General features: G+C 68.5%; 9 protein-coding genes and 2 pseudogenes. 4 read left to right on the top strand and 7 right to left on the bottom strand.

Features of this window, described 5'->3' with window-relative positions; translation table 11 throughout:
* From gatB to gatC, 3 genes and pseudogenes are all read right to left on the bottom strand, one after another.
* A pseudogene (gatB, locus tag IV088_RS12825) lies at positions 1 to 193 on the bottom strand (Asp-tRNA(Asn)/Glu-tRNA(Gln) amidotransferase GatCAB subunit B); the annotation flags it as partial.
* A 2-nt stretch (positions 194 to 195) separates the two neighbouring features.
* Complete coding sequence (gatA, locus tag IV088_RS12820) at positions 196 to 1,692, bottom strand: Asp-tRNA(Asn)/Glu-tRNA(Gln) amidotransferase subunit GatA (RefSeq protein WP_291102482.1); 1,497 nt, start codon at positions 1,690 to 1,692, stop codon at positions 196 to 198.
* On the bottom strand, positions 1,689 to 1,988 hold the full coding sequence (gatC, locus tag IV088_RS12815; protein WP_291102475.1) for an Asp-tRNA(Asn)/Glu-tRNA(Gln) amidotransferase subunit GatC: 300 nt from the start codon (positions 1,986 to 1,988) through the stop codon (positions 1,689 to 1,691). The genes gatA and gatC overlap by 4 nt, the downstream gene beginning before the upstream one ends.
* A 265-nt stretch (positions 1,989 to 2,253) precedes the next feature.
* Here gatC and IV088_RS12810 point away from each other — a divergent pair, with 265 nt between their 5' ends.
* The 4 genes from IV088_RS12810 to mrdA all read left to right on the top strand — a co-directional run bounded on the left by IV088_RS12810 (position 2,254) and on the right by mrdA (position 7,157).
* Positions 2,254 to 3,297: a rod shape-determining protein gene (locus IV088_RS12810; protein WP_077328881.1), complete on the top strand. Its 1,044-nt coding sequence runs from the start codon at positions 2,254 to 2,256 to the stop codon at positions 3,295 to 3,297.
* A 55-nt stretch (positions 3,298 to 3,352) separates the two neighbouring features.
* Complete coding sequence (mreC, locus tag IV088_RS12805; protein ID WP_291102471.1) at positions 3,353 to 4,294, top strand: rod shape-determining protein MreC; 942 nt, start codon at positions 3,353 to 3,355, stop codon at positions 4,292 to 4,294.
* Positions 4,291 to 4,821 (top strand): rod shape-determining protein MreD, encoded by a 531-nt coding sequence (gene mreD / locus IV088_RS12800; RefSeq protein WP_236963265.1) that lies wholly within the window; start codon positions 4,291 to 4,293, stop codon positions 4,819 to 4,821. Before mreC ends, mreD begins: the two co-directional genes overlap by 4 nt.
* Positions 4,822 to 5,096: 275 nt before the next feature.
* Complete coding sequence (gene mrdA / locus IV088_RS12795; RefSeq protein ID WP_291102468.1) at positions 5,097 to 7,157, top strand: penicillin-binding protein 2; 2,061 nt, start codon at positions 5,097 to 5,099, stop codon at positions 7,155 to 7,157.
* 106 nt (positions 7,158 to 7,263) lie between these two features.
* On the opposite strand, the gene IV088_RS12790 is transcribed toward mrdA, so the two are convergent.
* The 4 genes and pseudogenes from IV088_RS12790 to IV088_RS12775 all read right to left on the bottom strand — a co-directional run.
* Complete coding sequence (locus IV088_RS12790; protein ID WP_291102466.1) at positions 7,264 to 8,022, bottom strand: TSUP family transporter; 759 nt, start codon at positions 8,020 to 8,022, stop codon at positions 7,264 to 7,266.
* 247 nt (positions 8,023 to 8,269) lie between these two features.
* Positions 8,270 to 9,613: an ATP-binding protein gene (locus tag IV088_RS12785; RefSeq protein WP_291102464.1), complete on the bottom strand. Its 1,344-nt coding sequence runs from the start codon at positions 9,611 to 9,613 to the stop codon at positions 8,270 to 8,272.
* Positions 9,614 to 9,620: 7 nt separating this feature from the next.
* Positions 9,621 to 11,078 (bottom strand): nickel-dependent hydrogenase large subunit, encoded by a 1,458-nt coding sequence (locus tag IV088_RS12780; RefSeq protein WP_291102462.1) that lies wholly within the window; start codon positions 11,076 to 11,078, stop codon positions 9,621 to 9,623.
* A 7-nt stretch (positions 11,079 to 11,085) separates the two neighbouring features.
* Positions 11,086 to 11,348 (bottom strand): annotated as a pseudogene (locus tag IV088_RS12775) (HupU protein); the annotation flags it as partial.

Below are 11,348 nucleotides of genomic sequence, written 5' to 3'. Positions count from 1 at the left end.
CGCGGTTCATCACCGGCAGCGTGCCCGGCAGGGCCAGGTCCACCGCGCAGGCCTGGGTGTTGGGCTCGGCACCAAACGCCGTGGGCGCGCGGCTGAAAATCTTGCTGTTCGTGGCCAGCTGGGCGTGCGTCTCGAAGCCGATCACGACCTCGTAGCCCTGCACCAGCAGGGAAGCTTGCTTTTTGTCGCTCATGTTCAGAAGCCCTCCGGCGTCTTGGTGTGCCAGTCCGTCGCGCGCTGGAATGCATCGGCGGCTTGCAGCAGCTCGCCTTCCTTGAAATAGTTGCCCACCAGTTGCAGCCCCACAGGCAGGTTGGCCGCGCCGAAGCCGGCCGGCACGCTCATGCCGGGCAGGCCGGCCAGCGAGGTGGACAGTGTGTAGATGTCGGCCAGGTAGTTGGCGACCGGGTCGTCGCTCTTTTCGCCGATCTTCCAGGCCACGGTGGGCGCCACCGGACCGGCGATCACGTCGCACTGGGTGAAGGCCTGCTGGAAGTCCTGTGCGATCAGGCGGCGGATCTGTTGCGCCTTCAGGTAATAAGCGTCGTAGTAACCATGGCTCAGCACGTAGGTGCCGATCATGATGCGGCGCTGCGCCTCGGGGCCGAAGCCTTCGCTGCGCGACTTCTTGTACATGTCGGTCAGGTCGTCGTACTGTGCGGCGCGGTGACCGAACTTCACGCCGTCGAAACGGCTGAGGTTGGACGAGGCTTCTGCGGGCGCAATGATGTAGTAGACCGGGATGGAGAGCTCGGTGCGCGGCAACGAAATATCGACCAGCGTGGCACCCAGCTTTTCATACTCGGCCAACGCGGCGCGCACGGCGGCCAGCACGTCGGGCGCACAGCCTTCGCCAAAGAACTCTGTGGGCATGCCGATGCGCAGGCCCTTGAGCGGCATCGCAGCCGAAGCGCCTTCACGCGGCGCCCCCAGCAGGCGCGTGTAATCCTCGGCCGGGTGGTCCAGGCTGGTGGAGTCGCGGTCGATGTCGGGGCCGGCCATCGCCGTCAACAGCGTGGCGCAGTCGGCGGCGCTGCGCGCCATCGGGCCGGCCTGGTCGAGGCTGGAGGCGAAGGCCACCATGCCGTAGCGCGAGCAGCGGCCGTAGGTGGGCTTGATGCCGGTGATGCCGGTGAAGCTGGCGGGCTGGCGGATGGAGCCGCCGGTGTCGGTGCCGGTGGCGGCGGGCACCAGGCGCGCGGCCACGGCGGCGGCAGAGCCGCCCGAGGAGCCACCGGGCACGCGGGCCGTGTCCCAGGGGTTGTGCACCGGCGCGTAGGCCGAGTTGTCGTTGCCCGAGCCCATGGCGAACTCGTCGCAATTGAGCTTGCCCAGCGTCACGGCGCCGGCGGTGGCCAGGTTGGCGACCACGGTGGCGTCGAACGGGCTCTGGTAACCGGCCAGCATCTTGGAGCCGGCGGTGGTGGGGAAACCCTGGGTGACAAAGATGTCCTTGTGCGCCAGCGGCACGCCCAGCAGCGGGCCGCGTTCGCCCGCGGCCACGCGCGCGTCGGCGGCTCTCGCCTGCGCGAGCGTCAGGTCTTCGTTGAACGCCAGGTAGGCGCCCAGGCCGGCGTGCTGCCGGGCGCGCGCCAGCAGGTGCTGCGCGGCTTCGACGCTGGAGGTTGTTTTATCGGCGATGGCGCTGGCCAGTTCGGCCACGCCCATTTGGTGCAGTTCGGGGGTGCTCATTCGATCACTTTCGGCACCAAAAACAGGCCGCGCTCAACGGCGGGGGCGCTCTTCTGGTTGGCTTCGCGGTTGTTGGGTTCGCTGGCCACGTCCGGGCGCAGGCGCAGGCTCACGTGGTCGATCACCGCCGTGGGGTGGGCAAGCGGCTCCACGCCGGTGGTGTCCACCGCGTTCATCTGCTCGACGATGTCGAAGAAGCCGTTGAGCTGGCCCAGCATGCGCTCGCTTTGGGGCCCGGAGAGTTCTAGGCGCGCCAGATTGGCGATGCGCCCGATGTCGGACAAGGTCAGGGACATGGCAGGACGGGAAACCGGTGTAAGTGGAAAGAAACGGGCTGTTGGGGGCCGAAATGCCCCTGAAACGGCCTGTAAAGTGATGGTTGGCCCCTTCGGGCGGCACAGTTATGCACAGGGGATACGGTATTATCCAAGGTTTAGCGGCAGAACCCGTCCCAGCACGCTTTTTGCCGTTGAATCAAAGACTTAAAGCCCCGACCTTCCCGTCCAGCACCTGGCGACGGCCGCACGAAGCTGCGGTCGTGCCCCACAGGATTTTTGCACCATGTTTGAAGCGTTCCGTCGGCAGTTTTCGACCGACCTGGCCATTGACCTTGGCACCGCCAACACCCTCATCTACGTTCGCGGCAAGGGCATCGTGCTTGACGAACCCTCGGTGGTGTCGATCCGCCACGAAGGCGGCCCCCAGGGCAAGAAAACGATCCAGGCCGTCGGCAAGGAAGCCAAGGCCATGCTGGGCAAGGTGCCCGGCAACATCGAAGCCATCCGCCCGATGAAAGACGGCGTGATCGCCGACTTCACCGTGACCGAGCAGATGCTCAAGCAGTTCATCAAGATGGTGCACCCGCGCTCGATGTTCAAGCCGAGCCCGCGCATCATCATCTGCGTGCCCTGCGGTTCGACCCAGGTCGAGCGCCGCGCGATCCGCGAATCGGCGCTCGGCGCCGGCGCCTCGGAGGTGTACCTGATCGAAGAGCCCATGGCCGCGGCCATCGGCGCCGGCCTGCCGGTGTCCGACGCCTCGGGTTCCATGGTGGTGGACATCGGCGGCGGCACCACCGAAGTCGGCGTCATTTCGCTCGGCGGCATGGTCTACAAGGGCAGCGTGCGTGTTGGCGGTGACCGTTTCGACGAGGCCATCATCGCCTACATCCGCCGCAACTACGGCATGCTGATCGGCGAACCCACCGCCGAAGCCATCAAGAAGAACATCGGCTCGGCCTTCCCCGGCTCCGAAGTCAAGGAAATGGAAGTCAAGGGCCGCAACCTCTCCGAGGGCGTGCCGCGCAGCTTCACCATCTCCAGCAACGAGATCCTGGAAGCGCTGACCGATCCGCTCAACAGCATCGTTTCGGCCGTCAAGAGCGCGCTGGAACAGACGCCGCCCGAATTGGGCGCCGACATTGCCGAGCGCGGCATGATGTTGACCGGTGGCGGCGCGCTGCTGCGCGACCTGGACCGCCTGCTGGCCGAAGAAACCGGCCTGCCGGTGCTGGTGGCCGAAGAGCCGCTGACCTGCGTGGTGCGCGGTTGCGGCATGGCCCTGGAGCGCATGGAGCGCCTGGGCACCATCTTCACCAGCGAATAACGGCATGGCGCCGGTTCCCGGCACCACACCCACGCCCTAGCGAGCCCACCCATCCATGCCACTGGGCACCCTGGATCGCACGCCTCCCCCGTTTTTCAAACAGGGGCCTTCTGCCCTGTCCAAACTGATGGTCTTCAGCGCCGTGGCGCTGTTCCTGATGGTCGCGGACACGCGCTTTCGCATCACCGCGCCGCTGCGCAGCGCGCTGGCCACGGCGCTGTACCCGGTGCAGTGGCTGGTGCTGCAGCCCATTGAAGCGGTCGGTCAGGCGGGCGGGTATTTTTCCAGCCTGCACCAGGCCCAGCAGAACGAAGCCCTGGCCCAACAGAAGCTGGCGTCGCAGGCCGAGCGCTCCCTGCAGCTTGAACAACTTGAGCTGGAAAACCGGCGCCTGCGCGAGCTGCTGGTGATGCGCGAGCGCATCACCACGCCCACCACCGGCGCCCAGGTGCTCTACGACGCGGCCGACCCGTACTCGCGCAAGGTCGTGATCGACCGGGGGCAGACCCACGGCGTGGTGGCGGGCTCGCCCGTCATCGACGACAGCGGCGTGCTGGGGCAGGTGACGCGCGTCTACCCGCTGGTGTCGGAGGTGACGCTGCTGATCGACCGCGATCAGGCGATCCCCGTGCTCAACGCCCGCACCGGCGTGCGCAGCGTGGTCTACGGCCAACCCGGGGTGGACGGTGACGGCCTGGAGTTGCGCTACACCCTGTCCAACGCCGACATCGCCGAGGGCGACCTGCTCACCACCAGCGGTGTCGATGGGGTCTACCCGGCCGGCCTCCCGGTCGCGAAGATCGCCCGCGTCGAGCGCCGTGCCGAATCGTCGTTCACCCGCATCAACTGCGCGCCGATCGCGCGCGTGCAAGGAGCGCTGCACGTCCTGGTGCTCACCCCCGTGGGCCAGGGCCTGCCGCCGTCGCCGCTGCCGGATGCCGCCGCCAAACCCCGGCGCCCGGCCAGCGACACGGCCAATGCGAGGAGCGCGCCATGATCATGCGCCCCGGCCAGCAGCTGCTGCTGCCCGCCAACCCCGCCTTCATCTGGTTCAGCCTGTTCGTGGCCCTGCTGTTGAACATGGTCATGAACATGGGTCTGTGGGGTCGAGGCGCCTGGGTGCCGGACCTGCTGGCGGTGGTGCTGGTGTTCTGGAGCGTGCACCAGCCCTTGCGGGTGAGCGTGGGCGTGGCCTTCCTGTTCGGCTTGACCATGGACGTGCACCAGGGCGCCTTGCTGGGCCAGCATGCGCTCGCCTACACGGTGCTCGGCTACGCCTCGGTCTTCATGCACCGGCGCCTGCTGTGGTTCGGCGTGCCGACCCAGGCGGTGCAGGTGCTGCCGCTGTTTTTCGCCGCGCACCTGCTGGAGTTGCTGGTCGGCATGATCGCGGGTGGCGCCTTCCCGGGCTGGTCTTACCTGCTGGCGCCGGTGATCGACGCCGCGCTCTGGCCGGTGGCCAGCGTGATGTTGCTCGCGCCTCAGCGCCGCGCGCCCAACCCCGACGACAACCGGCCTCTGTAGATGGAACACCCCCTGCGCCGCCTTCGGCGTCTCCCCCCTCAAGGGGGGCGATGCGAGTGGCCCGGCAAAGCCGGTTCCACCGCATCCTGGCGTGAAAGCTTCTCGCGTCGGACGCGTTTCGCCGCCGGGCCGCCCCAAGGCGAAACAGCCCCCGAGGGGCTTGGTGCCGCGGCTCCGGACGTGCCTGCGCACGTCTGGACGGCGCCAAGTGGCGCTGACTCTGGCAGCGCCCTGTTCAACGACCCGCGCAGCGGCGGAGTGTGGGGGCTTGTCTTTTGACCGAGTTGCGCAACGTCGAAGCCGACCTGGCGCAGTTCCGCACCCGGGTGCTGGTGGCGGGCCTCGCGGTGGTGTTTGCGTTTGGCCTGGTGGCCTCGCGCATGGTGTATCTGCAGGTGCTTCGCCACGAAGACCTGGACGCGCAGGCCGAGAGCAACCGCACGGCGGTGCTGCCGGTGGTGCCCAACCGGGGCCAGATCCTGGACCGCCATGGCCGCGTGCTCGCCACCAACTTCTCGGCCTACACGCTGGAGATCACGCCGTCCAAGGTCGAGGACCTTGACGCCACCATCGACGCGCTGGGCACCCTGGTAAACATCGAGCCGCGCGACAAACGCCGCTTTCGCAAACTCCTGGAAGAGTCGCGCAGTTTCGACTCGCTGCCCATCCGCACGCGCCTCACCGACGACGAGGTGGCGCGCTTCACCGTGCAGCGCTACCGCTTCCCCGGCGTGGACGTTCGCGCGCGCCTGATCCGGCACTACCCGTACGGCGAGATCGCCAGCCACGTGGTGGGCTACATCGGCCGCATCAACCAGCGCGAAAAAGAGTCCATCGAAGACTGGCCGGAAGAAGAACAGGCCAACTACCGCGGCACGGAATACATCGGCAAGCTCGGCGCCGAACAGCACTACGAGCGCGAGCTGCACGGCGTCACCGGCTTCGACCGGGTCGAGACCTCGGCCGGCGGGCGGGCGGTGCGCTCACTGGCCAACACGCCCGCCACGCCCGGCAACACGGTGGTGCTCGCGATCGACATCAAGCTGCAGAAGCTGATCGAGGACATGTTCGGCGACCGCCGGGGCGCGCTGGTCGCGATCGACCCGCGCAACGGCGAGGTGCTCGCCTTCGTGAGCAAACCAACCTTCGACCCCAACCTCTTCGTCGAGGGCATCGACGTCGAGAACTGGCGCATGCTCAACGAGTCGCTCGACAAACCGCTGCTGAACCGCGCGCTGCGCGGCACCTACCCGCCGGGCTCGACCTACAAGCCCTTCATGGCGCTCGGCGCCCTGGAAACCGGCACCCGCAGCGCCACCGCGATCGTCAACGACCCGGGCTACTGGATGTTCGGCAACCACCGCTTCCGCAGCCACGGCGACGGCGGCCTGGGCGCGGTGGACATGCACCGCAGCATCGTCAAGTCGAGCAACACCTACTACTACTCGCTGGCCAACGACATGGGCGTGGAGACGATGCACGACTTCATGGCCCCACTGGGTTTTGGCCAGATCACCGGCATCGACCTGCGCGGCGAGGTGCGCGGCGTGCTGCCCAACCAGGCATGGAAGCGCAGCAACTACAAGCGGCCCGAGCAGCAGCGCTGGTACGCGGGTGAAACCATCTCGCTCGGTATCGGCCAGGGTTACAACAACTTCACCATGCTGCAGATCGCGCACGCCATGGCCACGCTGGCCAACGGCGGCGTCAAGTACAAGCCGCACCTGACGCTGGCGACCGAAAACGTGTTGACCCGCGAACGCACGCCGCTGCCGCTGGAGGCGCCGGTGAACATGGGCTACCAGCGCGAGAACATCAACGTCGTGCTGCGCGCGATGCAGGGCGTGACCACCGAAGGCACCTCGACGCGCGTGTTCGCCGGCGCCGGCTACACCAGCGGCGGCAAGACCGGCACCGCGCAGGCCGTGACCATCGGCCAGAAAGACCGCTACGACGCGCGCAAGCTCGAAGAGCACCAGCGCGACCACTCGCTCTACCTCGCCTTTGCCCCGGTGGAACAACCGCGCATCGCGCTGGCCGTGGTGGTGGAGAACGCCGGCTTTGGCGCCGCCAGCGCCGCCCCGATCGCGCGCCGGGTGTTCGACTACCTGCTGCTCGACCAGTACCCCAACCCGCAGGACCTGGCCGCGGTGCAGAAGGGCGAGGCATCGGCCCCCATCGGCACGCCGCTCAAAGCCAGCACGGTTCAATGGCCACAAGACGAAAGCCCCCCCGCGCCGCCTGCGGCGTCACCCCCTCAAGGGGGCGATGCGAGTGGCCCGGCGAAGCCGGTTCCACCGCATCCTGCGGCCGGGACACCTCGCGCCAGAAACTGAATGTGCTCGTGAAGGGGGGTTGATCCCAGGGCACCGCCGGGCCGGCTTTGCCGGACGGCCAGTGCCGCCCCCTTGAGGGGGTCGCGCACTGCGCGGCGGGGGTGGTTCATCTCATCCAGGCGTCGTAACTGGTCTTCAGGATCAGCGCACTCACCACCACGATGAACGCCGCGCGCACGAAGCCGCTGCCGTGCTTGAGCGCCAGCCGCGTGCCGAGCAGGCTGCCCACCACGTTGGCCACGGCCATCACCAGCGCGAAGTGCCACCAGACGTGGCCCTTCCAGGCGAACAGCATCAGCGCCGCGAGGTTGGACGTGGTGTTGAGCAGCTTGGCGCTGGCGCTGGCATGCAGGAAGTCGTAGCCCAGCCAGCGCACGAACAGGAACACGAAGAAGCTGCCGGTGCCGGGGCCGAAGAAGCCGTCGTAGAAACCGATGGTGGCACCCAGCGTGGCGGCGGCCATCGCCTCCTGGCGGCCGCTGAAGTGCGGCGTGTGGTGCCGGCCCAGATCCTTGCGCGCCAGCGTGTAGACCAGCACCCCCAGCAGCACCAGCGGCAGTGCCCGGCGCAGAAAATCGGGCGAGATGACCGTCACCGTCCAGGCGCCCAGCATCGAGCCCGCGAAACACACCAGCGCGGAGGGCCACAGCGCGCGCCAGGGCATCTGCACCCGCCGCGCGTACTGGACCGTGGCCACCCCCGTGCCCCAGATCGACGCGCCCTTGTTGACGCCGAACAGCGTGGCCGGGTGGGTGTTGGGAAACACCGAGAACAGCGCCGGGACGAGGATCAGGCCGCCACCGCCGACGATGGAGTCGACAAAACCGGCGAACAGCGAAGCAATAGAGACGAGCAGCAATTCCATGCGGTGGATTGTCGCCGCCGGGAAGATCACCCCCCCTGCGCCGCTGCGCGGCTTCCCCCCCAGGGGGACCACGCCCTTGGACCGGCGAAGCCGGATCTTCGGCGTGTGCTGGGCGCAACGCACGCGGTGCACGGCTCCCCCCTGCGCCGCTGCGCGGCTTCCCCCGAGGGGGACCACGCCCTTGGACCGGCAAAGCCGGATCCCCGGCGTGCACAGGGCTCAGGCACGCGCTCCGGTGAAAGGAGCGTTACTGCGCCCGGGGCAGCTCCAGCACGAACTCGGCCCCACCGCCCTCGGCGTGGCGCGCGCTCAGGCGCCCGCCGTGCTGCTCGACGATGCCATAGCTGATCGACAGGCCCAGGCCCGTGCCCTTGCCCACCGGCTTGGTGGTGAAGAAGGGGTCGAAGATGCGCAGCAGGTGCTCGGGCGGGATGCCCGGCCCGCTGTCGCGCACGCTCACATGCACCTGGCCCGCGTCGCAGGCCATCGACACCCACACGCAGGGCGAGGCCAACCCGGGGGCACTCACGGCGTCGAACGCGTTCTGCAGCAGGTTCATCATCACCTGCTGCAACTGGCCGGCGCTGCCCATCACGGTGCAGGGTGCGCCCGCCTGCCAGCGCACGTCCACCGGCGTGGGCCGGCCTTTCTGCACCCAGTGGATGGCGCGCTCGATCACCTCGACCAGGTTCACCGGCACACGCTCTTCGGAGTCCATGGCCGAGAAGCGCTTGAGGCCGTGCACGATGTCGGCGGTGCGCTGCGCGCCTTCGAGCGTGCCCTCGATCAGCGAAGGCAGATCGCCCAGCAGGTGTTCGATGCGCAGCTTCTGCCGCAGCGCCTGCAGCACCGGCTCGGGCTCGTGGGCGTGCAGCGCGGCCATGTAGGTCTGCAGGCGGTCGCAGTACTTGCGCAGCGCGTGCACGTTGCCGAGCACAAAGCTGATCGGGTTGTTCAGCTCGTGCGCCACGCCGGCCACCAGCTGGCCGAGCGAGGCCATCTTTTCCGAATGCAGCAGCTGCTGCTGGGTGCGCTTCAGGGCCTCGTGCGCGGCGCGCATCTCGTGGTACGCGCGCTTGAGCTCGGCCGTGGGCCGGCCCACCCACACGGTGCCCACGCGTCGGCCGTTGGGGCCGATGCGCGGCGTGCAGTTGGCGTCCACCGGCACTGGCTGGCCCGCGCGGTCGAGCAGGTTGAGCTCGATGCCCTGACCGGCTCGGGGTGCGTCGCTGCGGTCCATCGCGGCGCGCGCCGCGTCCACGCTGGCGGCGTCGGCCAGCAGGTCGGCCAGGCTGCTGCCGCGCAGTTGGTCTTCGCGCCGGTCCACCAGTTCACACAGCGCCGCGTTGGCCTGCTCGATCAGGCCGCGCTCGTCGCACACCACCAGCACGTCCGACATGGACGTGAGCACGCTGAAGATGAACTGCTGCGACTGCTCCAGCTCGGTGTTCTTCTTCTCCAGCTCGACCTCGTCGTCGATCAGCCGGGTGTAGACCTCGTCCATCTTCTGGATCACGTCCAGCCAAGTGGACTCGTCCACACCCTCCATCGGCACGGTGGGCAGCGGGCTTGGGGAACGGGGCTTGCTCATGATCGATCTAGTGCACCGTGCAGACCATGCAGGGGTCGAAAGAGCGAACGATGTGCTGGACGGAAACAGGCGTTTTTTCGCCTTCCAGCACCGGCGCATCCACCAACGCCTGCTCCAGCGCACCGGGCGTGCCGGCGGCGTCGCGCGGCGAGAAATTCCAGCTGGTGGGCGCGACGATCTGGTAGTTGGCGATGCGGCCGCGCCGCACCACCAGCCAGTGGCCCAGGCTGCCGCGCGCGGCCTCGCTCAGGCCCACGCCACTGCCCTCGTCGGGCAGCGCCGTCGGCACACAGAAGGCCTCGGTCGGCCGAATGGCCTGCAGCCAGCCTTCCATCAGCGGCACCACGCGCGCGAGCTCGATCAGCCGCGCCAGCACACGCGTGTAGACCGTGCCGCCGTGGCTCGCCACCGCGTCGCGCACCAAGGGCATGCCGCTGGTGAGTTGGCGCGCGATGGCGCCGGTCTCGACCACTTCGCCCCCCAGCCGCGGCGCCTTGTTCCAGGTGTAGGCGCCGGGCTTGTCGGGCTCGGGCCGGGTGATGCCGTGCAGCGGGTGCAGCGGCTCGCGCGCGTGGGCCAGCCAGGCGTGGGTCGCATCCTCGGTGATGCTGTGTGCGTCCAGCGCTTCGACCGCACCGGTCTGCGCGCGCCACACCCCACCGGGCAATGCCCAGCCACCGTCAGACTGTGCATAAGCGCCATAGCTCAGGTAGCGGCCCGGGCCGGGACCAAGCGCATCGAGCTGCAGATCGCGCACGAGGGTGAGGAAAAAACGCAGGTCGCCGCCCAGCGGGTCCTGCGCGTGCCAGTCCCAGAGCGCGGTTTCGGTCTCCAGCGCGGCCACGGTTTCGAGCGGCGCGGCGAACAGCTGGCGCTCCAGGAAGCTGCGGAATTCGCGCACCTTGGCCAGCAGGCGCACGCGCTCGGCGGCGTCGATGGCGCGGGTGGAGCCGCCCGGTTCGACCGATTGCGTGTGCGGCCACTTGCCGCCCAGCGTGCCCAGCAGCGTGAGCCAGCGCTGGCGCGCCGCCGTGGCACCGCGCACCTGCTCACCGTGGTCGGGCGCGAAGCGGCGCAACGCTTCGGCGTGCCAGGGGTGACCCGCGTAAACCGGGCGGGCGAAGTCCGGCATGAAGAACAGGTAGAAGTGCGTCAGGTGGTCGGCCAGGTTTTCGGTCGCCAGGATCAGGTTGGTCGCGTGCTGTCCGTTGGCCGGCAGGGCGATGCCGCCGAGATCGGCCAGCGCACGCGCCGAGGCCACCGACTGCGAGACCGAGCAGATGCCGCAGATGCGCGGCACGTAGACCAGCGCGTCGTGCGGCACCTTGCCCTGCAGGATCTGCTCGAAACCGCGGTACATGGTCGCGTTGACCTGGGCCGAGCTCACGCGACCGTCGGCGATGTCGAGCTGGACTTCCAGGTCTCCTTCGACGCGGTTGAACGGACCAACGAGAAGCCTGCTCATGCGGTGCTCATTTCAAACGTGTCTTGCGAACAGCAGGCTTCACAACGAGATGATCCGCCACCGCGTTGTGCTTCACCCGCTTGGGCGTGGCGCTCTTGGACAAGGACGCCAGCGCCACGAACCAGGCCTTGGGCATGTCGGTGGGCAGGCCGATGGGGATGCCGGCGAGCTTGGGCGTTTCGTGGAAGGGGTGACCCGGCTCCTGGAAACCCGGTTCGGTGCAGGCGATGCAGGCGTAGCCGCCGCGCGTGCAGCTGCCCTCGCCGTTCC

The organism is Hydrogenophaga sp. (assembly GCF_018780075.1).
Lineage (GTDB): Bacteria > Pseudomonadota > Gammaproteobacteria > Burkholderiales > Burkholderiaceae_C > Hydrogenophaga.
This window is presented reverse-complemented; position numbering and strand designations above follow the sequence as displayed.